Here is a 23,812-nt window from a genome sequence, read left to right on the forward strand (position 1 = left end):
ACGATCTTGCCGCGCACGAACAGCAGCATGAGCACCGGCACCAGGGTCACCGACAACAGCGCGCCGCCGGCCATGGCGAAGGTCTTGGTGAAGGCCAGCGGCTTGAACAGGCGCCCTTCCTGCGCCTCCAGCGCGAACACCGGAAGGAAGGAGACCGTGATGATCATCAGGCTGAAGAACAGCGCCGGCCCGACTTCGCGGCAGGCGTCGATGATCAGCTGGGCCCGGCTGCGGGAGCCGTCGGAGCGTTCGATGTGCTTGTGCGCGTTTTCGATCATCACGATCGCCGCATCGACCATCACGCCGATCGAGATCGCGATGCCGCCCAGGCTCATGATGTTGGAGTTCATGCCCAGCGCACGCATGGCGATCACCGCGATCAGAACGCCGACCGGCAGCATGACGATCGCGACCAGCGCGCTGCGGGCATGGAAGAGGAACACCAGACACACCAGCGCGACGATCAGGCTCTCCTCGAGCAATGTCGTGCGCAGGGTCTTGATCGCGCGCACGATCAGGTCGGACCGGTCGTAGACCGCCTGGACGCTGACGCCTTCGGGCAAGCCGCGTGCAAGTTCCGCGATCTTGTCCTTTACCCCGCCGATCACGGCCAGGGCGTTCTCGCCGAACCGCGCAATGACGATCCCCGCCACGACGTCGCCTTCGCCGTCCAGGTCGGCGATGCCACGGCGCTCGTCGGGCACCAGTTCGACCCGGGCGACGTCGCCGATCAGCACCGGTGCGCCGCCTTCGGCGCGCAGCACCAGGCTCTCGATGTCCTCGATGCCGCGCAGGTAGCCACGTCCCCGGACCATGTACTCGGTCTCGGCCATTTCGATCACGCGGCCGCCGACGTCGCGGTTGCTCGCGGCGATCACTTCGGACACCCGTGAGATCGGGATGTCGAACTCGCGCAGGCGCACGGGGTCGACGGTGATCGAGTACTGGCGCACGAAGCCGCCGACGCTGGCGACCTCGGCCACGCCGGGCGCGGTGGTGAGCTGGTAGCGCAGGTACCAGTCCTGCATGGCGCGCAGTTCATCCAGCGAGTGGCGGTCGCTTTGCAGCACGTACTGGTAGACCCAGCCCACGCCTGACGCATCGGGGCCCAGCGCCGGTGCCACGCCAGCCGGCAGGTTCTTCGACGCGACGTTGAGGTTTTCGAGCACGCGCGAGCGCGCCCAGTACAGGTCCGTGCCCTCCTCGAAGATGACGTAGATGAAGGAGGCGCCGAAGAACGAGAAGCCGCGGACGTCCTTTGATTTCGGCACCGCGAGCAGGGCGCTGGTCAGCGGATAGGTGACCTGGTCTTCGACCACCTGGGGCGCCTGCCCCGGATACTCGGTGAACACGATCACCTGCACGTCCGACAGGTCCGGCTGGGCATCCAGCGGCGTATTCATCAGTGCGTAGATGCCACCGGCGACGATCGCCAGTGTCATCACCAGGACCAGGAAGACGTTGCGGACCGACCATTCGATGAGGCGGCCAAGCATGTCAGTGCCCCTCGTGGCTGCTGGGGGAGGGCGGAGTCTTCTCCGGGGCGGCGGGCATGGAGTGGCCGGCGTGCGGATCAGCAACCTCATCACCATGGGCTGCGTGCGGGTCAGCGGCGTCCTCACCGTGCCCGGCGTGCGGATCCTCAGTGGTGCCCGAGGGGGTCCCGTGTCCTGTGTGACCTTCAAGTCCTTGGAGCGCTGACTGCAGGTTGCTTTCTGCGTCGATCAGGAAGTTGGCCGAGACAACGACCTGCTCGCCCTCGGCGACCCCGTCCAGAATCTCGATACGATCGCCGCCGCGCCGCCCCAGGGTGACATCCCGCGGCGCGAAACTGCCGGGGCCGGTCTCGACCAGCACCACCTGGCGGGTGCCGCTGTCGAGCACGGCCGAGCGCGGGACGGTCAGGACCGGTCCGGACCCCGGCTCCTCGAGCAGCACCGTTCCGTAGAGCCCTGGACGCAGATCGCCGGCCGGGTTGGGCAGCGCGATGCGCACGTCCACCGTGCGGGTCATGGCATCGATGATGGGCTGCACGAAGGCGACTTCGCCCTCGGCCACCTGGCCAGGCAGGGCCACGGTTTCAAACCGGGCCGCCTGGCCGGGCTTGATGTCCGCGGCCTGCGCCGCGGGCACCTTGGCGATCACCCACACCGTCGACAGGTCGGCCAGGCGCAGGATGGTCTCGCCCGGCTCGAAGCGCGCGCCCTGGACCACCGGCTTCTCGATCACGACCGCGTCCGCGGGTGCGGTGAGCACCAGGGCCGTCTTGCCGAGCTGCGCGTCGCTGATTTCCCAGTTGCGCAGGCGGGTGCGGGCGGCATCGCGCAGCCGGATCATTGACGCCGCGCTCGCGGGGTCGGACGCCGCCAGCCTGCGGGCGGTCTCGTCGGCCAGCTGGTATTCCTGCTGCGCCGCGGCCAGCTGCGGGCTGTAGACGGACAGCAGCGGTTGCCCCGCGCGGACCCGCATGCCGGTCTGGTTCGCGTACAACCGCTCCACCCAGCCTTCGAAGCGTGGCGCGATCGCGTACTGCCGGGTCTCGTCAACCTCGACGGTGCCGCTGGTGCGCACGGTCGCAGCCAGGACTGCGCGCTGGACCGCTTCGGTGCGCACGCCCAGCGCCTGCACCTTGTCGGGTGGCATCACCACCGTTCCCGGCGCCGCGGCAGGCGCGTCGCCGGCGTAGACCGGAATGTAGTCCATGCCCATCGGGTCCTTCTTCGGCACCGGCGAGGTGTCCGGAAGGCCCATGGGATTGCGGTAATAGAGCACCTTGCGTTCCGCGGCCGGCGCTTCGGCGGACGTGGCTGCGCTCGGAGCATCGTTCGTCGCGCGGCCCGCCATCCAGCCGACGGCGAGGGCGGCGAGTGCGACGCCGATGGCGAGCGACAGGGTCTGGACACGGGTCATCGGATCTCTCCTTCGATGGCGCGCACGGCGGCGGCGCCCAACAGTTCGTCACGCAGTGCATCGACCCGTGCGAGGTCGGCGCCCTGCCATTCATTGAGTGCTTCCAGCAGCGTCCCGAAGTCGACTTCGCCGACCTGGTAGCTGGCCAGCGCGGACTGCCAGGTGGCGTCGGCCTGCGGCAGCAGCGTGTTCTCGATCAGCGCGCGGCGCTCGCGTGCGCTGGTCCACTGCGACCAGGCGGAGGCGCCGCTTTCCTCGACGGCCCGCAACGTGGCATCTCTGCGGGCCAGCGCCGCGTCTTCGAGCAGGCGCGACTCGCGCTCGCGTTCGCGGCGCGCACGCTGCTGGAACGGGATCTCGACCTCGAGCATCAGCTCGGTGCTTTCGATGCCGTTGCCGAGCTGCATCGCGCCAACGCCCACGGTGATGTCGGGAAACCGGTTGCGACGCTCCAGCACCACGTTCGTGCGGGCGGCCTCGGCGCGGGCCTGCTGCGACCGTACCGCCGGATGCGCATCCGCGCCGTTCAGGGCTTCGGCAAGGGACGCGCTGCGCACGAACAAGCCGGGCGCCTCGTCGGGCGTGGCCAAGGGCGCGTCGGAGCGGCGGCCGAGCACGGCGTTGAGCGTAGCGACTGCCTCCTGTTTGGCCGCGAGGCGCTCGATCCGCTCGCGCTGGAGGCTGGTCTGCTCGACCTGGGCACGGATCGCGTCCTGCTGTGCCGCACGGCCCAGGGCGTAGCGAACGCCGGCGATCTCTTCGATCTGGCGGAGGAGGACGATGCGCCGATCGAGCACAGCGACCGCCTGGTCTGCGTGCCAGTAGCGTACGTAGGCCGCCTCGGCATCAGCCAAGAGGTCGCGCGTCGCGGTGACGCGGTCGAGGCCGAGCGCGACCGCGTCCTGGCTGGCGACGGTCCGCGCCAGGCCGCGCTTGCCCCAGAGCGGGACGCGCTGGCGCAGGGCGTAGGAGACTTCGCGCCCGCCTTCGCCCCGCTGCCAAGGCACATCCGGACCGCGAAGCGTGAGTGAGGCGGAGGGATCAGGCAGTGCGCCGGCAGGATAAACACGCGCTTCCGCCGCCTCAGCCTCCAGTCCAACTGCGCGCAGTTCCGGGTTGCGTTCGATCAGCCAGGCCCGGACCGAATCCACTGTCCGGCCCGGTATGGGTTCTGCGGCAACGCTCGAGAGCGAGAACGCAAACAGCACGCTGGCGACGGCCCAGCCGAACAGGCGGAGACGGGGAGCTTGCATGGGTCTTCCCCTCAGTGGCTCGAGAACGGCTCGGTCGTCCCGTCACGCCGGACGAGTTCGACAGTGAAGGGTTCCCGCTGGCCGTTGGGCCCTAACATGCCGGGCGATCCCATCGGCATGCCAGGCAGTACCAGCCCAACCGCATCCGGCTTCTCCCGTAGCAGCCGCTTGATGTCCTCGGCAGGCACATGGCCTTCCACCAGGTACCCGCCGATCTCGGTGGTGTGGCAGGAGCCCTTGGCGTAGGGAACTCCCAGGCGTTCCTTTACGGGGCCGAGGTCCTGCATGTCATGGACCTCGACTTCAAACCCGGCATGTTGCATGTGCTCCACCCAGGCGCCGCAGCAGCCGCACCAGGGCGTTTTGTGAACGACCATCACCGGAAGCTGTGAGATGTCGACTGTCCGGTCCATGTCCGCGCCGACGGTCGCAGGCGCATTCGAGCCCGACGCGGTCGTGAGCGTCGTCGACGCGGCATCGTTGGAGCAGGCCACCACCGAAAACAGGGCCAATGCCAGCCATGGCGTGAAGCGGATAATCCGGATATTCATGAGTTCTCCCAAGAACCAAAGGTGTCTACTGATACGGGCTGAGAAGGCCGAGCACGGATACGATGAGCACGATAAGAAGTGCGCCCAGTCCCTCCATTCCGATGCTCCATTGCAGCCGTCGCCGCGGACGCACAGGCCCGAATTCCTTCCGTTCCAGTCGGGGCACCAGCCACCACCGGTGCAACGCCGCCAGCACAAGCATTGCGCCAAAGAGCGCGAGCTTGAGCGCCATCAGCCGCCCGTAGCTCCCCTCGAAAAGCATCGTCCCGGACCAGCCGAGAAGATCCGCGTAATGGAAGGCCCCCGACGCCGCCAACAGGCCAACGATCACGGATCCGGGCAGGGCAAATGCATGCAGGAGCGACCTGATCTCTCTGGCACCGGTGGCATGGCGGGTCACAAGCACCCCCAGCAGCGCTGCGATGGCTCCAAGCCAGGCTCCGGCGGCCAGAAGATGGACGACTCCCGCGACCAGGCGCGCGCTTCCCGCGGCGCCATCTCCAGCGGCGGCGTGGCCGTTCCAGGCGAGTGTCGCCAGCGCAATGCCGGCAAACAGGCTGACCCTCCGGACAGGCAGCGCGTTGCGGACCAGGCGCTGTCCAGCGAGCGTCCATACCACCAGCAGCAGCGCTACCAGGCGGACGAGCGTGGCCCGACCTGCCGCGGTATCCAGCAGATACCAGCGGAAGTCATCGAGCACCAGCTCCGATGCGCTCAACCCCAGGATGGCAGCCGGAGCTCGCACCACTTCGAGAGCCAGCAGGCCTACGCCCAACAAGCCTGCAGCCAGCAGAAGGATGCGTAACGGGGCACCAGGGGGATATGTCGAGTCCAGTCCAGCGTGGCGGAGCGCCCCGCGGGCATACCAGGCGTACAGAGGAATGCCGAACAGCAGCAGCAGGTCCAGATACTGAATAAACCGGAGTGCGTAATCGACAGCGAGGGCCATGGCAGCGGCCAATCACTCGACGGTGAACATGAAGTCACCCGTCGCCGGATGACCATCTTCGCCAACAACCCTCCAGCGCACCTGATAACGACCGGCATCAAGCGTGTGATGGGGGCTCACGCGCAGCGTGGTGCCGTCGTTGATCACCTCGATGGTCGCGTGGTAAGCAGCCGCGCTCGCCTGGCCGTCCATCCCGATTGGCTCCAGTTGCACCCTGGATCCGCGCTCGACCAGCCTTTCGCTGAAGACGAGGTCGATTTGGGTCACGGAACTGGCCACGGCGTCGACAGCAGGAGAAGAGTCGACGAGGGCGATGTGGGCCTGGGCGACGGTCGAAACCAGCAGGCCAGCGGCGAGGCTGATGCCCAAGGCCCAGGAGCGGGGGTTGAGAGTACGATTCATGGCGTCACCCGGCTTCGCCCCACGGTAGGAGGCAGGATTGGAAGGCCCCCGGCGGGGACCACCTTTCCAGCCTAGGGGGACGCCGCTGTCACCCCAGTGACCCATTCATTACTTTCCTGTCATCCATGCCGGGCCGCGGCAGCGCCTGGTCGCCAGCACCGTTCACCGCGCCACGACCGCGGCGGGGATGACATGACACAAAAGTAATATTGGGGTCAGCGTCTGGACAGTCGCCGCAGCCTAGATTCATGCCTCCGCCTTGCCGTCCCGGGCGTAGCTTGTCGTCTGGGGGGTGCGGGGTGGAAGCGCAATGATTTGGAGATCCTGATGTCCCTTGGTACCCCTGATGTCGGCCTTCAAGGGCCGGCCTTTACCCGCCGCCGGTTCGTCCAAGGCCTGGCCGCAGGCGGCAGCCTGTTGGCATTGGGCGCGTGGCCCAGGCAAAGCTGGGCATTGCGCTCGCCAGGCCAACCCGAGGTGCTGGCAGGCACCCAGTTTGATCTGAGCATCGGCGAGACACTCGTTAATTACACCGGCAAGACCCGACCGGCCATCACCATCAATGGTTCAGTACCGGGTCCGATCCTGCGTTGGAAGGAAGGTACCCGGGTGCAGCTGCGGGTCCGCAACGACCTTCCGCTTGGGTCGATCCACGGTGGGGCCACATCGATCCACTGGCATGGAATCCTGTTGCCTTCCAACATGGATGGGGTCCCGGGCCTGAGCTTCGACGGCATCGATCGGGGGCAGAGCTTCCTGTACGAATTCGACGTTCGCCAGGGCGGTACCTACTGGTATCACAGCCACTCCGGGTTCCAGGAGCAGGGCGGGATGTACGGCCCGCTGATCATCGATCCGATTGACCCGGAGCCGTTCACCTATGACCGGGACTACGTCGTTTTCCTGTCGGACTGGACCGACATGGATCCCGCCCGGCTGTTTGACCGCTTGAAGAAATTCTCCGAGTACGACAATTATTACCAACGTACGGTCGGCGACTTCTTCCGGGACGTGCGCCAGGAAGGCCTGCGGGAAACACTGCGCGACAGGGGCGAGTGGGGGCGCATGCGCATGACGCCAACGGATCTCTCCGACGTCAACGCCCACACCTACACGTTCCTCATGAACGGGGTCACGGCGCTGGGCAACTGGACGGCGCTGTTCCGCCCGGGCGAGAAGATCCGCCTGCGCGTTATCAACGGTTCGGCGATGACCTATTTCGACGTGCGCATCCCGGGTCTCAAGATGACCGTGGTGGCCGTCGATGGCCAGTATGTGCATCCCTTGACTGTCGATGAGATCCGGCTGGGCGCCGCCGAGACGTTTGACGTGATCGTCGAGCCGTCGGGGCAGGATGCGTTCACCATCTTCGCCCAGGACAATGCGCGCACGGGCTATGTCAGCGGCACGCTGGCGGTCCGCGACGGCCTTCGGGCGCCTGTCCCGGCCGTCGATCCGCGTCCGCTTCTGACCATGGCGGACATGGGCCATGGCGATCATGGCGCGCATGGCGGTAGTCATGGGAGTTCTCCAGCAGCTGAACACGCCGGAACGGCACAGTCGCACCACGACCACGGCGGGCATGCGTCCCACGGCCACGCCGCCCGCGACGGTGGCGGTATGCAGCAACACCCGGACAGCGAAACCGACAATCCGCTGGTGGACATGCAGACCATGACGCCAGAGCCCAAGCTCGCCGATCCCGGCATCGGGCTGCGGGAAAATGGGCGCCATGTGGCTACGTATGCGGAACTCAGGAGCCTGTTTGATGATCCCGATGGACGCGAACCCGGACGTACGGTGGAACTTCACCTGACCGGCCACATGGAACGGTTCTCCTGGTCGTTTGATGGCATCCGATTCAACGATGCTGACCCGCTGCGCCTGACCTATGGCGAGCGCATGCGGATCGTGCTGGTCAACGACACCATGATGAGCCACCCCATCCACCTGCACGGCCTCTGGAGCGACCTTGAGGACGAGCAGGGCAACTTCCATTTGCGCAAGCACACGGTCGACATGCCGCCTGGCACGAAGCGAAGCTATCGCGTCCGGGCCGATGCACTGGGGCGTTGGGCGTACCACTGCCATTTGTTCTATCACATGGAAGCGGGGATGTTCCGCGAAGTGAGGGTAGAGGAATGAGGCCGGTGAAATCCGCACTGTGGCTTGCGCTGGTTGCCAGCCTGGCAGCCCCCATGGCGGCCAAGGCCCAGCAAGATCACGCTCACGAGCATTCCGACGTTCCACCGGTTGCCGAATCCAAAAGTACGGCCCGCGGTCACGCAGATCAGGGGGCCGCACACGCCGTGCCCGACGAAGCGGGGCATGACTCCGCACATCATCTGCATCATGGCGCTCATGCCCTGACACACGAGTCTGGCGACCCTGGCAATATCCATGATCAGCCGGATATGGCCCACCCCCAGGAGGGCAGGCGGCCGAGTCACGAACCGCGCGATCCCATCCCAGCACTTACCGATGCCGACCGCGCCGCCGCGTTTCCAACCTTGAAGCCGCACCACCAACACGGTTCGAGTCGGCACTCTTTCTGGCTGTTGGACCAGTTCGAAACATCGGACACCAACGCCGGCACCGATCTCAGCTGGGAGGCCAGCGCATGGATGGGCAGCGACTTGCACCGTCTCTGGCTGCGCACCGAAGGCCATGCCCTGGACGGGACCGTTGAAAGTGGGCGGCTGGAGGTGCTCTACGGGCGTCCGGTCCGGCCATGGTGGGATCTGGTCGCGGGCATTCGTCAGGATTTCGGAGCCGGGCCGTCGCGAACCTGGGCCGCGTTCGGAGTGCAAGGGACGGCCCCTTATCTGTTCGAGGTGGAAGCGACCGGTTATATCGGCGAAAGCGGCCGCACGGCACTGAACGTTGAAGCCGAGTACGAGATGCTGCTCACCAACCGCCTGATCCTGACCTGGAAGGCGGAAGCCACCGCATTCGGCAAGTCCGACCCGGAACAGCTGGTGGGCTCCGGCCTGAGCACGGTGGAAGGCGGTCTGCGAATGCGCTACGAGATCCGTCGCCAGTTCGCGCCGTACATCGGTTTTGAGCGCGAATGGAGCCATGGACGCACCGCGGATTTGCGTGCAATGGCGGGTCAGCCGCGCAACGACAGCAAATGGGTTGTGGGGCTGAGGATCTGGTTCTGACGAACCTCACCGTGCGCGCCATGGCCTCCGCAACCGATGGCAGGATCAGTCACCGCCGCAGCTTTCGCCACAGATCCAAGGTCCGGCCCTTGAGGCCGGACCTTGAGTGTTGAAATCAGGCCGCGGACGCCATGGCCTCGCAGCTATCGGCACAGCGCCGGCAGATCTCCGCGCAGCGCTTCATCTGCTCGTCCTCGCCCATGGACTCGCAACTATCCGCGCATCGGCGGCATATCTCGGCGCAGGCACCACAGATTACGCCGTGCACGCTCGTACCACGCAACATTGCGTCGGCACTGGTCGCGCAGATGTCGGCGCAGGCAGCCAAGAGGCTGATGTGCTCCGGCGCGGCATGGTCGCCTCCCTTGGTCAGGCAGTAGTTGATGGTCTCCAGGCAAATCGCATGACACTGCGTACAGTTGTCGATGCACTCGTTCATTGCCTGGGGTCTGTCAGCGGCGGAATGGTGAGTCATGTGGATCTCCTTCTTCCTGACGGGCAAGAAATCGGCGTGCCCGCATCACCGCCCCCTTTTGAACGCAGTCAGTGGTTGTGAGATACCCCGGTCGCGCTGTCATGCTTTACAGCCTCGACCATCAACGGGTTGTTCACTTCGGCGGGGTGACAGCAACCCGTCCCGGGAGGATTTCCAGGCGGTTCCTGTAGCTGGCTCAGATCGCGGGTTTGATGCTCCTTCCCGGGGAGTCCCGACTCGCGCGAGTGGTCAGGCCTGGCGCTGCAACACCCGCCGTTCGTGCTGTGCGCTGTCGCCACGGACGGATCAGTCGCTTTGGCCGGGTGCTGCCCGGTCTCCCGGGCCGCTGCCGCCTCGGCTTCAAGTGGCGAAACAGGGGCGCTATCCCCGAGATGTTCCGCGTGGGGAATGCTGGCTGGCCCGGCAGAGGTTTCGCAGCAATCCCGGTCGCGTTCCAGCACCGTATACACGCCGATGGTCACAAGAAGGATCAGCAGAAAGGCCGCTGCGCCGAAGGTCGGAATCAGGCCTTCGAGCCAAGCCACCAGCGCCACCAGCAGCACAACGACCGCAGCGGTCTTGAGGCCACGAACAAACTGCGGACGGGGAGATCGCAGAAAGGGCAGCGGTCGGGACAACGGGCGCACCTCATTGCATGAGGCCGAACGCGCTTCGGCACGGTGTAACCCATGCTAGCGGCGCCCATTGTCGTCCCGCTGACTCCAGCATTACATATTGGTAATGTTCGCGTCATGTGGGCGGCAGGCTCGCCCGGATACCGTTACCAGGCTGCTACCAGCTGCTACCAATGGACAATCCGCTCCCCTCGGGCCCGTCAATAAACATGAAACTGCTGGTCGTCGAAGACGAAAACAAAACCGCGGACTACGTCCGCCAGGGACTTATGGAGGCGGGCTTCGTGGTGGATCTGGCCCGCACCGGCCTGGATGGGCACCACATGGCGATGACGGAGACCTACGATCTCATCATCCTGGACGTGATGTTGCCCGACATTGATGGTCGCCGGATCCTGAGCGCGGTCCGGCACGCAGGCAACCAGGTGCCGGTTCTGTTTTTGACCGCGCTTTCGGACGTGGATGATCGCGTCGAAGGGCTTGAACTCGGAGCGGACGACTACCTGGTCAAGCCGTTCGCTTTTGCCGAGCTATTGGCGCGGGTGCGTACCCTCTTGCGGCGCGGGGCGCTGCCCACACAGCATGACCGAATGCGGGTGATGGACCTGGAGCTTGATTTGCCCCGTCGACGCGCAATCCGGGCAGGCAAGCGGGTCAACCTGACCAACAAGGAATTTGCGCTATTGGAGTTGCTGGTGCGGCGGCAAGGGGAGGTGCTGCCTCGCTCGCTGATCGCGTCCCAGGTATGGGACATGAACTTTGATAGCGACACCAACGTCATCGACGTCGCAATACGGCGTTTGCGCGCGAAGATCGATGATGATTTCGAACCCAAGCTCATCCAAACGGTTCGTGGAATGGGTTACACGCTGGATGTCCCGGATGGGGAGTGAAGACCGGCGGTTGCTGCGGCGACCCGTGTCGCTAGCCTGGCGTGTCACCGGCTTGGTCGGCATCGCCATGCTGCTCGTCTTCCTGGTGTTCAACTGGATCAGCGTGAGATCCTTGGACCTGCATTTCGCAGAAATGGACGAGGAAGAGCTCGAGGTCATCTCCAATTCCGTAATCAAGGCCTTGGGGGAGATGGCGCTGGAAGGCGACCAAGACGCGCTCGAGCGGGCCGTACGGGGTCATCACGGTGTCTATTACTATGTCGCCGACTCCGCAGGAACTACGCTGTACGCACCCGAAGATGGTCCCGACCTCCGGCGGTTTGTCGAGAACCAGCAGCCCCTTCGGCTGGAGTCGGGCCAGCGAATGACCGTGTGGGAGGAGGCAGGCCACCATTACCGGGGGGCCGTCCTTCGTGTTGGCGACGATCAGCGGTTGGGGGAGCGCTACACGATCGCTGTGGCCATGGACATTGGCGTGCACCTGGCATTCATCCGCGACTTCAAGCGCATCCAGGGCTGGACAGTACTTGTGGTTATGTGCCTTGCGATCCTCGTGGCGTGGATCGCGGTGCGTTGGGGGCACATCCCGATCCGGAAGACCAATCAGAAGATCCGTGCGATTACGTCATCCCGCCTCCACGTCAGGCTCGACCCGGGAGAGGTTCCCATCGAGCTGGAAGAAACCATTTCTTCCTTCAACGCCATGTTGGGTCGGCTCGAGGACGGCTATGCCCAGCTGGCGAACGTGTCAGCCGACATCGCCCACGAGTTGAGAACGCCGGTCACCAACCTGACAACGCAAACCGAGGTCGCTGTTGGCCAGGTCCGCCCAGCGGATGAGTACAGGGAAATCCTGTATTCCAACCTCGAGGAGCTGGGTCGCCTGAATCGCATGATCAACGACATGCTGTTCCTGGCACAGACCGAAAACTCCCCCGAAAACATCCGTGTCGAGGAACTGGATGTGGCCGAGACCATCCAGGGACTGTTCGAGTACTTCGATGCCTGGGTTGAAGATCGCGGCGTCTCGTTGCAGTTGCTGGGCACGGCGAGCCACGTCCATGCGGACAAGGAAATGCTCCGCAGGGCGCTGAGCAACCTGCTTTCCAATGCGATCCGCTATACCCCTTCCGGCAAGGAGGTGAGCGTTCGCGTCAGCCAGGGCGCGGACGCCACAACGATCTGCGTGGAGAATCCTGGTCCCCGCATCGACCCAAAAGACCTCGCGAACCTGTTCAGCCGGTTCTATCGGGCGGACCCCTCCCGGCAACGCAAGGGCGACGGCGCCGGACTGGGGTTGGCGATCGTCAAGACCATCGTCGACGCACATGGAGGAGAGGTGTACGCAGAGTCCGACGACACTTCGACCCGGTTCTATGCGGTATTTCCCCTTCTGGCTGGGGATCGGCGCCGCTGATCGACCTTCGCGTGATGCTTCTCGGCCCGGTACTCGGGAGGTGTGGCGGTGGCGTCTCGCCTCGTGAGACCCGCTCCGGCCAAACTGGCCAAGATGTGACTTGAATCACGTTTTGGTCGGCCCCATGTGGGGTCAGGGAAGGGAGGAGAGCATGGCTGCCGGCAAGAAGAAGACACCACCCAGGCCACCCACCGGGGCCTTTCGCTATCCAACTGACCGGAAGGTCAAGGAGTTGGTCTGGATTCGGGCCGCCGGCCATTGCGAGATGTGCGGCCTCGATCTGACTCACGATTACCGCGTGGGCCAGCCGATGAAGCAAGGCGACGTGGCGCACATCATGCCAGCCAGTCCCCGGGGTCCGGGAGCCGATGCTGGGCATGGTGCGCTCGAGGCACAGGCTTTGACCAACGATCCCGAGAATCTGATCTTGCTGTGCCCGGCTCGTACACCGCGAACCTGCTTGGAAACACACGTAGCCACTTGGCAGGGCTGCAGGGCTGCGACGTCATGGCTCTCGAACTCATCCAGAACGCGGATGACGCCAAGGCAGAGTCCGTTGTCTTCGACATCACAGACCGCGGCCTTCTTGTCATCAACAGTGGCAAGTTCACCTACTGCGGCGATCTGCACACGCGGCCTTGCAACTTTATCGCCAGCAACAACTACAGCTGCGACTATCACCGGATCGCGGATGTAGGCAGCGGGGGAAAGCTTTCTCGTGGCGAGAACATCGGACGATTCGGCATCGGGTTCGTCTCGACGTATCAGGTCACTGACCACCCGGAGATCCGGTCCTCTGGGGTGAAGCTGACGCTCCACCCGGAAGAAGGACAGTGGTTCATCGAGCCATTCGAGCAGCCCGAAGGCACCACGTTCTTCTTACCTTGGGCGGACGACCCCAACACCGAAGCTCGACTTGCGCTGGGGTGTCGCACGTCAGCGCCGCTCACATTGACCAGCTCGTAGTTAGACCGCACCTGGTTCGTTCGGATCGAACGTGGGCGGTAGCGGTGGTAACCACCGACTCGGCCTCCATACGAGTGATGGGTCCTTGCTGTTGCGGTCCAGTTCGCAACTGCGCTGATCGGCGGCCTTCAATCTGGCCACCAGCGCCGACGGCATTGATCCATCCTGTCGCATGCGACCGCAGCCGCTAAGCAGGACCCGCATCGCGTAAGCACCGTCCGGCCATTCGGATTCGAGAACCTTCAACTCCCGCTCGAGCCGCGACAGGCCAACGAGTTCATGCCCCATTGCACGGGCGGCATTGTTGAGGAACATGTCCGACGTGTAGGACCACACCTTGCCAATGTCGTGCAATAGGCCTGCAGCCACACACAGGTCGCGCTCATGACCACCCACGGCCGCCTGCTCTGCCAGGTCGCGCGCAACTTCGAGGCTGTGGAAGGCAAGCCCTCCCGGGAAGGTGTGGTGGTGGCGTGCGGAGGCGGGAATCGTCCAGTAGCGGGCAATGACGTCCCGCTGGCGGAAGATCCGCAACAGCATGCGATGCAGTGGAGGTGTGTTGATGGATTCGATGAGCTCAAGAGTGCCCATGTAGGTGCCTTCAACCGGGCAGATGTCCATGGGAAGGCAGTAGAGCGAATCGTCCGGACGGTTATCCGTCGAGGCGCCGATCAGGATGGGCAGCGGGCTGGGCTGCGTTCTGGAGTCTACCGGCCAGTATGCGAGTTGAAGAGTCAACGTGGTGATCGGCTGGGAGAGCAGCGAGTGCAGCAGTTCCGCCGACGGAATCAGGCAATCGATCGGCGATGTCGATTCGTCGCGCAGCTGCCAGACCTTGTCCGGCGTCTCGAGAGCGTACTCGTCCAGCGTGCCCGGCAGGATGCCGCGGATCACTTTGACCTTGAGAGGGGTGGCTTCAGTCGCCATGGGAGTGATCCTCCTTGGACTGGCCGGAAAGCGAACGCACCAGTGCCTCGAGCTGCGGCCGGCTGAGCATCGTCAACGATGCAGGCAGCGTTCCCTCGGGCGCGGGGGTGCCGGGCCGGATTGCCGCACCGGCACTGACCAGTCCGGTGAAGGCGCGGCCATCGTTGCGGGTCAGGTTGGGCACATAGCGCGAATAGACGCGGAACAGCATCTCCGTGTTGGCATGGCCGAGCATGCGGGCCACCCACTCCGGGTTCTCGCCGGATCCGAGCATCAGCGTCGCGGCGGTATGTCGGGTCTGGTAAGGACGCCGACGCGTCAGGCCAACGTGGCGAAGCAACGGATGCCAGATGCGGTTGGTGAAGTTGACCAGACTGATCGGCTCGCCGTTGCGCTGGGCGAAGACCCACGGACAATCTTCGGGCACTAGCTTGCGCTGCTCAAGCAAGGCGGCGCGGATGGCCGGCACCATGGGGATATCGCGCATCGAGCCGTCGGTCTTGGTGTTCTCCAGCTTGCCCTTGACGATGGTCTGGCGCACCAGAATCAGATCTTGGTCGAAGTCGATGTGCTTCCACTCAAGCCCGTTGACCTCGCCGGTGCGCATGCCGGTGAAGAACCGGACCGCGAGGTAGGGTTGCCAGTCCTTGCGGACCGTATCGAGGATCCGGTGGACCTCTTCCAGCGAGAACGGCTGGATGTCCAGCTTTGGCAACCGCAACGGCTTGATGTTGCGGAACGGGGTGACGAACTCGTACCGCTCCGAAGCTTCGGCCAGCAGCATGCGCAGGGGTGTCATGATGTGGTTGATGCGTGACGGGGATAGCGTGTCGCCGTTCTTCTTCGCCAGCTTCCCGAGCTCGCCCCTGAATGCCAGCAGGTCCGCGCGGGTAATCTCGCCCAGTTGCCGAGCCCTGAAAGCGGGCAGGATGTGCTGGTCCAGCGTGCCGCGGATGGTTTCAGCGTGGGTGTCCCGCCAGCGGGGCTTGTTCTCGTCGAACCAGGTTTCGGCGAACTCTCCGAAGGTCGGGACTGGGCCCGTGGACGCCGGAAGGGATGTGGATGAATCAGCGCGCGCTTCGCTCCGGGGTGAGGCGGTCTGCGGCGCCGCGAACTGTGCGGCGCGCGGGCTGTCGGGGAAGAAGAGGGCGTAGTCGAACGTCCCTTTGGCGAGCTCACGCTTGATGCGATTTGCCAGCGACTCCAGCGTCCGTCGGTTGGCGGGTGTGTCTTGAAGAGCGGTTTGCTCGCGGCACCGAACCCCGCGATAGCGGAAGTCCAGAAACAGGCAGCCGGTCTCCCGGCGGGTGCGGATGTTAGCCACGGGCCAGTCCTCCGTTCGCCATCGGAATCACGGGGGCACGGCGCGTGGACGCCTGGCCAATGTCGCGCTCGATTGCCTCCCAGAGGAACAGCAGCTTCCGTCCGCCGAACGGGCGAATGTAGTGGACGCCTTCCAGCAGGACGCTGTCCTTGAGCCGATCACGGATCGTGCGGACGTCGTAGTGAATCCGGCTGGAAAGTTCCTCGGTGGTCAGGTAAGTTTGCACGGCGCGCTCCTTGTCGTTCATCGTCAACGGGTGTCGCATGTAAGCGACGTGTGACGGTGATAATAGACTACGACAGTCGAATGTCAACGACGAGCGTCGATTGTTGGCGACATTATTCAGGTTTCATTCACAATGATTCGATTCCGCCTGCCAGAGCTGATTGCCGACAAAGCCTTCAAGGAACGTCGTGTCGTGCCATTGGCAGAGGTCGCCCAAGCCACTGGCGTCCACAGAGCCACCTTGTCGAAGATCGCAAATCAACCTGGGGCGAATATCGGGACGGATGTCATCGACAAGCTCTGCAGGTACTTCGGTTGCCAACCGGGCGACCTGCTGACCTATGTCGAAGAAGATCACTCGATCTGATCAGCAGACATGCGAGACCCGTCTAGCAGGAGCCGATGTCCATCGGCTGGCTGTCCACCACGTCGCTCTTGACACTCGCAGTCGCGTAGCGGCGGTCTCATGGCTATTCAGGGACAAGGGCAGTCGTCTCTGCCGGGGAAGCCGCCGAGGTTCAGGGTGACCAAGGTCATCCGCGCATGAGATCGTGGGCACCGAGGCTAGTGCTCACACGGCAGCCGCCCGCAAGAAAAACGGGGCACAGTGTGGGCACAGAATGGGCACAGACCTTTTGGCGCGCCCGGAGAGGGAGAGTGGATGAGCTAGCGAACCGCAGGCTCGCGCATCGTCCGAACGGCCGAAAGCGCTGCGCGCAAAGGGTTGGGAATCGTGACGAAGTGCCATCAAAGATGGCGCGCCTGGAGGGATTCGAACCCCCGACCAATGGCTTCGGAAGCCACTACTCTATCCGGCTGAGCTACAGGCGCGTTGTGCTGTCACGTGTCCGCTGCGGGGAATGCGGTGCCAGCGTGTTCGTTGCTGGCTGCGAAGTCCCGGGCGGGCCGGCCGGGCGATCTGCGGCGATGATGCCGTGGGTCGCAGGCGCGGCGCGCAGGGTGCGGCGGCCGGCTATTTTGCCACGGATTGGGCGGCAGCGGGTGATCAGCGTGATCTGATCAGCGTGATTGCGGGGTGGACGGGTTGTCGCGTCGGGCGATGGCGTAGTCGGGGTGGTGGCCCTTGTCATGCTTCTAATGAGAACTGTTATCATTAACAGGTTTTCTCCCTCCACTGTTTCTCAAGGAATCGCCATGTCTTCGTTGCGTCTGCTTCCGCTGCTTGTTTCCGCTGCTTTCTTCGCCCAGCCGGCGCTGGCCGACGATGCGCGTCCTGACCACTATCGCGGCGAGGCGTCCGAGACGCTGGAGCAGGCGGTGAAGAATTTCTCCGAGTACAACGCCAAGCTGGAGGCGGTGCTGGCGGCGGAAGGCAAGATGGATCTGGAGCAGATGGACGCGATCCATCAGCTGACCTACACGCTGGAAAACGCGTTGGAGAAGATCCGCAAGGATCTGGACGGTCTGGCCGAGACGCTGGAGCAGGTGCACGTGGCGTCCGAACACGCTGATGAGGAGACCGTGCGCAAGGCCGGCGCCGAGTACCTGAAGGTGTCGCGCACCCTCGTGAAGTGATGGTGCGGGCTGGCGCCTGACGGTCGGTCCGTACGCAGGCTGCGTTGTGCTTTATCGCCGGATCACGGCGCTGCCGGCGGCCAACAGCGCGGAGTTGAATCGAGCCCGGCAAGAGTGTGTCCTTGCCGGGTTTTTCATGTGCTGGATCAGCCGCTGGCCAGCAGTGAGATGTCGGCCACGCTGAGGAAGCGGTCGGCGATGCGCTTGAGAAGGGCGAGGCGGTTGGCGCGCACGCGCGGGTCTTCGGCCATCACCATCACATCGTCGAAGAAGGCATCGATCGGGGCGCGCAGTTGCGCCAGATGCTTGAGCGCGGTGACGTAGTTGCGTTCGGCCAGGGCGTCGTTGGCGGCGGCTTCCACGCCCAGCAGGGCTTCGGCCAGACGGGTTTCAGCCGGTTCCACCAGCGCGGCGGTGTCGATGGCGTCGGATACCTCGCCTTCCACCTTGCGCAGGATGTTGCCGATGCGCTTGTTGGCCGCTGCCAGTGCTTCGGCCTCCGGCAGCGCGGCGAATTGGCCGATGGCATCCAGACGGCGGTCGAAGTCGTAGAGCGAGGCCGGTTGCAGCGCCGCGACGGCATTGAAGTGCGTGACGGGCACGCCCTTGTCGGCGTAGTAGCCGCGCAGACGGTCGAGGATGAAGGCGTAGAGATCGTTCGCCCCTTCCTTCTTAGGGGAGTATTGCTTCTTGAAACCTTCAGGATCGAAGGGAATGTCGTGATCTTGGAGTTCGTTAGCGAGGCTCTCGTACTTCTTGTAGTCCTGCTTGCTGACAGCCAGGAACGCCAGCAACTCTGCGTGGCTCAAGAGTCGCTTCAAGCTGAGATCAACACCGGACTCGATCATCGTCCGCGCCAACCCCAACGCATTGCGCCGCAGTGCGAACGGATCCTTGTTGCCGGTCGGCTTCAGCTCCGCCGCGAAACCACCGGCCAGCGTATCCAACCGCTCGGCGATCGCCAGCACCTTGCCCAGCGGCGAGAGCGCGATGTCGTCGCCGGAATAGCGCGGGCGGTAGGCTTCGTCGATGGCCAGTGCGATGGCCTCCGGTTCGCCGCCGGCCAGCGCGTAGTGGCGCCCGGCGATGCCCTGCAGTTCGGGAAACTCGTTGACCATGCGCGATTGCAGGTCGTTCTTGGAAAGCTCGGCGGCGCGGCGCGCGAGCTCGGGATCCACGCCCACCTGCGTGGCAATCGCCTGCGCCAGTGCGGCGACACGCTGCACCTTGTCGTGCACGCTGCCGAGTTTGGCTTGATAGGTGACGGTCTTCAGGCCGTCGCCCATCGCATGCAGGCCTTGCTTCAGATCTTCATCGAAGAAGAATTTGGCATCGGCAAAGCGCGGGCGAATCACGCGCTCGTATCCGGCGCGCACCTTGCTCACGTCTTTCGAGTCGATATTGGCGATGCCGATGAAGTGCTCGGTCAGCGCGCCGCTTTCACTCAGCACCGGGAAGAACTTCTGGTTGATCTCCATGGTTTCGATCAGGGCTTCCTGCGGCACGGCAAGGAACTCCTGCTCGAAACTGCACGTGACCGGTGCAGGCCATTCGACCAGCGCCACGACCTGTTCCAGGTTGTCGTCGGAAATGCGCGCCACGCCGCCGCATTGCGCGGCGGCGCTTTCCACCTGCTGGCGGATGCGGGCGCGGCGCTGTTCCGGATCGACCAGCACGAAGGCGCTTTCCAGCGCGGTGACGTAGTCGGTGGCACACGCGATGCTGATCGCGTCCGGATGATGGAAGCGGTGGCCGCGGCTGTCGCGCCCGGAGGCGATGCCGAACAGGCTGGCCGGCACCACGGCATCGCCCAGCAGCAGCACCAGCCAGTGCAGCGGCCGCGCGAAGGCATGTTCGTGCGCGCCCCAGCGCATTGGCTTGGGGATCGGCATTGCGGCGATGGCTTCGAGCAGGATTTCGGGCAGCAGTTGCGCGGTATCCGATCCGGCGCGCACCGAACGGTGCACGAAGCGTTCGCCCTTGGCATCGGTGGTGCGCTCAAGCGCGGTCCAGTCGATGCCGTTCTTGGCGGCGAAGCCTTGCAATGCGCGGGTCGGTTGGCCGTCCGCATCCAGCGCGATGTTCAGATACGGCCCGAGCAGCTCGCTGGACTGGTCCGGCTGCCGCGTTGCCACACCTGGCAGCAGCACCGCGAGCCGGCGCGGGGAGAACAGGGGTTTGGCGTCGCCGCGCTGCATCGCGATGCCGCGCTTCTCCAGCCCGGTGATGACGCCATCAAAAAGGGCCTGCGCCAGCCCGGGCAATGCCTTAACGGGGAGTTCTTCGGTGCCCAGTTCGATCAGCAACGGTTGCATATCGGAGTCTCTGTGTTTCTTTCCCTCTCCGCCCGGAAGAGGGTGCCCGAAGGCGGATGAAGGAAGGAATCGCTGCGGTCATCAGGGCGGCCGGATGCGGAGGTTTTATCCGCGGCCGATCCCCGATAGAAAGGTTTCAGGCCGCTTTCACACCGGGAAACCCGAGTTTCTCGCGCTGCTCGAAGTAGGCCTGCGCCACCGATTGCGACAGCTTGCGCACGCGCAGGATGTAGCGCTGGCGTTCGGTGACGGAAATCGCGCGGCGCGCGTCGAGCAGGTTGAAGCTGTGGCTGGCCTTGCAGACCTGGTCGTAGGCCGGCAGCGGCAGGCCCAGTTCGACCAGCTTCTGCGCCTCGTCCTCGCAGGCGTCGAAGCGGTGGAACAGCTCGGCCACATCGGCATGTTCAAAGTTGTAGGCGCTCTGTTCGCGCTCGTTCTGCAGATAGACATCGCCGTAGGTCACCGGACCCTGGGGGCCGACCGTCCAGATCAGGTCGTAGACGTTGTCGCATTCCTGCAGGTACATGCACAGCCGTTCCAGGCCGTAGGTGATTTCGCCCAGCACCGGCTTGCATTCCAGACCACCGGCCTGCTGGAAGTAGGTGAACTGGGTGACTTCCATGCCATTGAGCCAGACTTCCCAGCCCAGGCCCCAGGCGCCCAGCGTGGGCGATTCCCAGTTGTCCTCGACCAGGCGCAGATCGTGCACCAGCGGGTCGATGCCCAGCGCCTTCAGCGAATCGAAGTACAGCTCGACGATGTTGTCCGGGTTCGGCTTCATCACCACCTGGTACTGGTAGTAATGCTGCAGGCGGTTAGGGTTTTCGCCGTAGCGGCCATCGGTGGGGCGGCGCGAAGGCTGCACATAGGCGGCGTTCCACGGCTCGGGCCCGAGCGCGCGCAGAAAGGTGGCCGGGTGGAAGGTGCCGGCCCCGACTTCAAGATCGAGCGGCTGGATCAGCACGCAGCCCTGCGCCGCCCAGTAGGCGTTGAGGCGGGTGATCAGGTCCTGGAAGGTGGGTCCGGTCATTGCGGTGCACATGCGGCGGAAAAGCGTTCGATTATAAGGGCAAGACGCCGGCCACGCGGGGCGCGGGCGCGATCCCGGGGTGCTTCGAACTTGCGCCGGGGCAAGGCTTTGTCGAGGATGGAATCTGTCATCCACCCACCAAGGAACCCCGATGCCCGTATCCCACGGCCTCCGCGCCGGACTTTCTTCCGTTGTCCCCCGCCGCTCCGACGGCAGCGTGCTGCTGGCCGATGAGCACACCGGTCTGCAACAGGTCCGCATCGCCCGGCACCCGGTTTTCGGGGGCCAGCTGTATCTGGATGGCGACCTGCAGATCTCCGAATCCGACGCCGCCTACGGCGTGGCGATGGTCAGCCCGCTGCTGGAATTGCGGCAGTTGGAACGGATCGCGATCCTGGGTGGCGGCGATGGTGGGGTGCTGGGCGAACTGCTGCGCAGTCTGGAACCGCTGGACCATGTGCCGGCCGAACTGACGATGATCGAGATCGACGCGCGCGTGATCGAGCTGTGTCGCGAATACCTGCCGGCGGTCTGCGGCGAAGCCTTCGACAACCCCCGCGCCCACGTCGTGGTTGGCGATGCGTTCGCCTGGATCGCGCAGGCGCGCGGGCTGGATGCGGTGATCTACGACCTGACGATGGACCCGGTGCGCGAGAACCAGAGCCGCGCCGCCTTCATCACCGACATCGTCGCCAAGATCGCGTCCGCGCTGCGACCCGGCGGTGTCTTCAGCATGCAGTGCTGCGGCCATGGCCGCGCCGATGCCGCCGACCGCGACGAGCGCCGCCGCCTGCTGCCGCTGATCCGCGAGGCAGTCGATGCCCACTTCGAGAACCGCTGCGAACAGGATGTGCTGGTGCCGTCCTACCGCGATCTGTGGACCTTTTTGAGCGCGCGCAAGCCGATGCCGGGCTGAGGTCTTCCGGCACGCATGGCCGCCGCCGTGCTCGGGTAGACTTGGGTGCATCCTGCGGCCACGCCGCGCTGCCGTTGATCGCGCATGCCCAGCTCTCCACCGCCGCGCCCGGCCGTGCCCGGACGTTTTCCCGACAACACCCGGCTGAGTCTGGAAAGGGTGTTGACGGCGCTGGCCGAGGATGGCTTCATCAGTCATGACGACATGGGTCGAGCGCGTCAGGCGGTCCGCGAGCAGCGCACCGGCGTGGACATTCACCCGCTGGTGCTGATCGCCAATCTGAAATTCCGCAATCGGCGCCGGCCCGATGCCGAACTGAATCTGGAAACCCTGACCCACTGGCTCGCGCAGCAGGCCGGGGTGCGCTATCTGCGCATCGATCCGACCAAGATCGACGTACCGGCCGTCACCGCGCTGATCTCGCACGCCTATGCGCAGCGCCATCGCATCCTGCCGGTGGCGGTCAATGCCGAGCGCGTGGTGATCGCCACCAGCGAGCCGACCGATCTGCGCTGGCAGCCGGATCTGGCCCAGATCCTGCGGCGCGAGATCGTTGTGGTGGTCACCAATCCGCTGGATCTGGCGCGCTACATGATGGAGTTTTTCGGCGTGACCCGGTCGGTGCGGGGTGCCAAGGACCAGCGCGACGAAAACCAAACGGTTTCGATGCCCAGCTTCGAGCAGCTGGTGGAACTGGGCCGCGCCGGGGAAGTCGGCGCCGACGATCGCCACATCGTGCATATCGTCGACTGGCTGCTGCAGTACGCGTATGAACAGCGTGCCAGCGACATCCACCTGGAGCCGCGCCGCGACATCAGCCGGGTGCGCTTCCGCATCGACGGCGTGCTGCACAAGGTGTTCGAATTGCCCACGCCGGTGATGATCGCCGCGATCAGCCGCATCAAGGTGCTCGGGCGCATGGATCTGGGCGAACGGCGGCGGCCGCAGGACGGTCGCATCAAGACCCGCTCGCCGGGCGGGCGTGAAGTGGAAATGCGCCTGTCGACGATGCCCACCGCGTTCGGCGAGAAATGCGTGATGCGTATTTTCGACCCGGATACCGCGGTCAAATCCACCGAGGAACTGGGCTTTGACGCGGCCGAGGCCGAGGGTTGGAACGAATTGACCCGCCGCCCGCACGGCATCGTGCTGGTGACCGGCCCGACCGGTTCCGGCAAGACCACGACGTTGTATTCGACGCTGAAGCGCCTCGCCACGCCGGACGTGAATGTCTGCACCGTCGAAGACCCGATCGAGATGATCGCGCCGGAACTGAACCAGATGCAGGTGCATCAGGCCATCGAACTGGATTTCGCCTCCGGCGTGCGCACCCTGCTGCGGCAGGATCCGGACATCATCATGATCGGTGAAATCCGCGACCTGGAAACCGCGCAGATGGCGGTGCAGGCCTCGCTCACCGGGCATCTGGTGCTCTCCACGCTGCATACCAACGATGCGCCTTCGGCGATCACCCGGCTGCTGGATCTGGGCGTGCCGCATTACCTGATCCAGTCCACCCTCAACGGCGTGCTGGCGCAGCGTCTGGTGCGCACCCTGTGCCCGCACTGCAAGAAGCCGGCGCCGCTGGACGAGGATGGCTGGGCGGTGCTGGCCGATGGGCTGGATATCGCCAAGCCCGCCACCGGGCAGGCCGCTCGCGGCTGTCTGGAATGCCGTCACAGTGGCTTCCTCGGGCGCGTCGGTCTGTACGAACTGCTGCTGATCACGCCGCCATTGCGCAGCGGGATCCGGCAGGACATGGATCAGGCCGCCTTCACCCGCGCCTGCGTCACCGATGGCATGCAGACGCTGCGTGCCGCCGGCGCGCAGAAGGTGGCGCAGGGCCTGACCACGATCGCCGAAGTGCTGGACGTGCTGCCGCCGCCGGAATGACCCGCCCGGATCTCGAACCCCGAATCCCGAT

The 23,812-nt window shown here is 64.8% G+C and carries 22 protein-coding genes and 1 tRNA gene; 9 read left to right on the forward strand and 14 right to left on the reverse strand.

Translation table 11 applies throughout. The features are described 5' to 3' along the window. The 6 genes from WDB66_RS13770 to WDB66_RS13795 all read right to left on the reverse strand — a co-directional run. Positions 1-1,586: efflux RND transporter permease subunit (locus WDB66_RS13770; protein WP_339399183.1), on the reverse strand; the 1,586-nt coding region annotated here is incomplete at its 3' end. Further along, positions 1,498-2,910, reverse strand: a complete 1,413-nt coding sequence (locus WDB66_RS13775; protein ID WP_066922002.1) for an efflux RND transporter periplasmic adaptor subunit — start codon at positions 2,908-2,910, stop codon at positions 1,498-1,500. The genes WDB66_RS13775 and WDB66_RS13770, both read right to left, overlap by 89 nt. Next, complete coding sequence (locus WDB66_RS13780; protein WP_339399185.1) at positions 2,907-4,163, reverse strand: TolC family protein; 1,257 nt, start codon at positions 4,161-4,163, stop codon at positions 2,907-2,909. The genes WDB66_RS13775 and WDB66_RS13780 overlap by 4 nt, the downstream gene beginning before the upstream one ends. A gap of 11 nt (positions 4,164-4,174) precedes the next feature. Beyond that, the gene (locus WDB66_RS13785; protein ID WP_489670868.1) at positions 4,175-4,714 is read right to left on the reverse strand and encodes a DUF411 domain-containing protein; all 540 of its coding nucleotides are present in this window, start codon (positions 4,712-4,714) and stop codon (positions 4,175-4,177) included. A 25-nt stretch (positions 4,715-4,739) separates the two neighbouring features. Beyond that, positions 4,740-5,663, reverse strand: a complete 924-nt coding sequence (gene copD, locus WDB66_RS13790) for a copper homeostasis membrane protein CopD (RefSeq protein WP_339399186.1) — start codon at positions 5,661-5,663, stop codon at positions 4,740-4,742. Between the two features lie 12 nt (positions 5,664-5,675). Then, positions 5,676-6,065 (reverse strand): copper resistance protein CopC, encoded by a 390-nt coding sequence (locus WDB66_RS13795; protein ID WP_339399187.1) that lies wholly within the window; start codon positions 6,063-6,065, stop codon positions 5,676-5,678. A 327-nt stretch (positions 6,066-6,392) separates the two neighbouring features. Here WDB66_RS13795 and WDB66_RS13800 point away from each other — a divergent pair, with 327 nt between their 5' ends. Continuing rightward, positions 6,393-8,210, forward strand: coding sequence for a copper resistance system multicopper oxidase (locus tag WDB66_RS13800; RefSeq protein ID WP_339399188.1), 1,818 nt, complete (start codon positions 6,393-6,395; stop codon positions 8,208-8,210). A 5-nt stretch (positions 8,211-8,215) separates the two neighbouring features. Next, positions 8,216-9,229, forward strand: a complete 1,014-nt coding sequence (locus WDB66_RS13805) for a copper resistance protein B (protein ID WP_339399189.1) — start codon at positions 8,216-8,218, stop codon at positions 9,227-9,229. A 115-nt stretch (positions 9,230-9,344) separates the two neighbouring features. Here WDB66_RS13805 and WDB66_RS13810 read toward each other — a convergent pair whose 3' ends face one another. Further along, positions 9,345-9,704 (reverse strand): four-helix bundle copper-binding protein, encoded by a 360-nt coding sequence (locus WDB66_RS13810; RefSeq protein ID WP_339399190.1) that lies wholly within the window; start codon positions 9,702-9,704, stop codon positions 9,345-9,347. Positions 9,705-9,772: 68 nt separating this feature from the next. Next, the gene (locus WDB66_RS13815) at positions 9,773-10,342 is read right to left on the reverse strand and encodes a hypothetical protein (protein WP_339399191.1); all 570 of its coding nucleotides are present in this window, start codon (positions 10,340-10,342) and stop codon (positions 9,773-9,775) included. Between the two features lie 206 nt (positions 10,343-10,548). Here WDB66_RS13815 and WDB66_RS13820 point away from each other — a divergent pair, with 206 nt between their 5' ends. The 3 genes from WDB66_RS13820 to WDB66_RS13830 all read left to right on the forward strand — a co-directional run bounded on the left by WDB66_RS13820 (position 10,549) and on the right by WDB66_RS13830 (position 13,615). After that, positions 10,549-11,232: a heavy metal response regulator transcription factor gene (locus WDB66_RS13820; RefSeq protein WP_339399192.1), complete on the forward strand. Its 684-nt coding sequence runs from the start codon at positions 10,549-10,551 to the stop codon at positions 11,230-11,232. After that, complete coding sequence (locus WDB66_RS13825; RefSeq protein WP_339399193.1) at positions 11,222-12,649, forward strand: Cu(+)/Ag(+) sensor histidine kinase; 1,428 nt, start codon at positions 11,222-11,224, stop codon at positions 12,647-12,649. The genes WDB66_RS13820 and WDB66_RS13825 overlap by 11 nt, the downstream gene beginning before the upstream one ends. A 507-nt stretch (positions 12,650-13,156) precedes the next feature. Beyond that, positions 13,157-13,615, forward strand: a complete 459-nt coding sequence (locus tag WDB66_RS13830; RefSeq protein WP_339399194.1) for a hypothetical protein — start codon at positions 13,157-13,159, stop codon at positions 13,613-13,615. On the opposite strand, the gene WDB66_RS13835 is transcribed toward WDB66_RS13830, so the two are convergent. From WDB66_RS13835 to WDB66_RS13845, 3 genes are read right to left on the reverse strand one after another with little or no spacing between them, the layout of a single operon-like run. Further along, positions 13,616-14,542 (reverse strand): HD domain-containing protein, encoded by a 927-nt coding sequence (locus WDB66_RS13835; protein ID WP_339399195.1) that lies wholly within the window; start codon positions 14,540-14,542, stop codon positions 13,616-13,618. It lies immediately after the preceding gene. Next, the gene (locus WDB66_RS13840; protein WP_339399196.1) at positions 14,532-15,866 is read right to left on the reverse strand and encodes an Arm DNA-binding domain-containing protein; all 1,335 of its coding nucleotides are present in this window, start codon (positions 15,864-15,866) and stop codon (positions 14,532-14,534) included. The genes WDB66_RS13835 and WDB66_RS13840 overlap by 11 nt, the downstream gene beginning before the upstream one ends. Then, complete coding sequence (locus WDB66_RS13845; protein ID WP_339399197.1) at positions 15,859-16,113, reverse strand: hypothetical protein; 255 nt, start codon at positions 16,111-16,113, stop codon at positions 15,859-15,861. Before WDB66_RS13845 ends, WDB66_RS13840 begins: the two co-directional genes overlap by 8 nt. Before the next feature lie 111 nt (positions 16,114-16,224). Here WDB66_RS13845 and WDB66_RS13850 point away from each other — a divergent pair, with 111 nt between their 5' ends. Continuing rightward, complete coding sequence (locus WDB66_RS13850) at positions 16,225-16,458, forward strand: helix-turn-helix domain-containing protein (RefSeq protein ID WP_339399198.1); 234 nt, start codon at positions 16,225-16,227, stop codon at positions 16,456-16,458. A 387-nt stretch (positions 16,459-16,845) separates the two neighbouring features. Here the strand turns inward: WDB66_RS13850 and WDB66_RS13855 are convergent. Next, positions 16,846-16,922, reverse strand: a tRNA-Arg gene (locus WDB66_RS13855). Between the two features lie 324 nt (positions 16,923-17,246). On the opposite strand from WDB66_RS13855, the gene WDB66_RS13860 reads away from it, so the two are divergent. After that, positions 17,247-17,627, forward strand: coding sequence for a DUF6746 family protein (locus WDB66_RS13860; RefSeq protein ID WP_339399199.1), 381 nt, complete (start codon positions 17,247-17,249; stop codon positions 17,625-17,627). Positions 17,628-17,773: 146 nt separating this feature from the next. On the opposite strand, the gene glyS is transcribed toward WDB66_RS13860, so the two are convergent. Beyond that, positions 17,774-19,942 carry a glycine--tRNA ligase subunit beta gene (gene glyS, locus WDB66_RS13865; protein WP_339399200.1) on the reverse strand — a complete coding sequence of 723 codons (2,169 nt, stop codon included), beginning with the start codon at positions 19,940-19,942 and terminating at the stop codon, positions 17,774-17,776. 136 nt (positions 19,943-20,078) lie between these two features. Next, positions 20,079-20,972: a glycine--tRNA ligase subunit alpha gene (gene glyQ / locus WDB66_RS13870; protein ID WP_489670869.1), complete on the reverse strand. Its 894-nt coding sequence runs from the start codon at positions 20,970-20,972 to the stop codon at positions 20,079-20,081. A 151-nt stretch (positions 20,973-21,123) separates the two neighbouring features. Here glyQ and WDB66_RS13875 point away from each other — a divergent pair, with 151 nt between their 5' ends. Together WDB66_RS13875 and WDB66_RS13880 are read left to right on the forward strand one after the other, a co-directional pair. After that, on the forward strand, positions 21,124-21,888 hold the full coding sequence (locus tag WDB66_RS13875; protein ID WP_339399202.1) for a spermidine synthase: 765 nt from the start codon (positions 21,124-21,126) through the stop codon (positions 21,886-21,888). Positions 21,889-21,972: 84 nt separating this feature from the next. Continuing rightward, positions 21,973-23,781 carry a GspE/PulE family protein gene (locus WDB66_RS13880; RefSeq protein WP_339399203.1) on the forward strand — a complete coding sequence of 603 codons (1,809 nt, stop codon included), beginning with the start codon at positions 21,973-21,975 and terminating at the stop codon, positions 23,779-23,781. The last annotated feature ends 31 nt before the right edge of the window (positions 23,782-23,812 follow it).

It is taken from the genome of Denitratimonas organivorans, assembly GCF_037478135.1.
In the GTDB taxonomy this organism is placed as follows: domain Bacteria; phylum Pseudomonadota; class Gammaproteobacteria; order Xanthomonadales; family Xanthomonadaceae; genus Denitratimonas.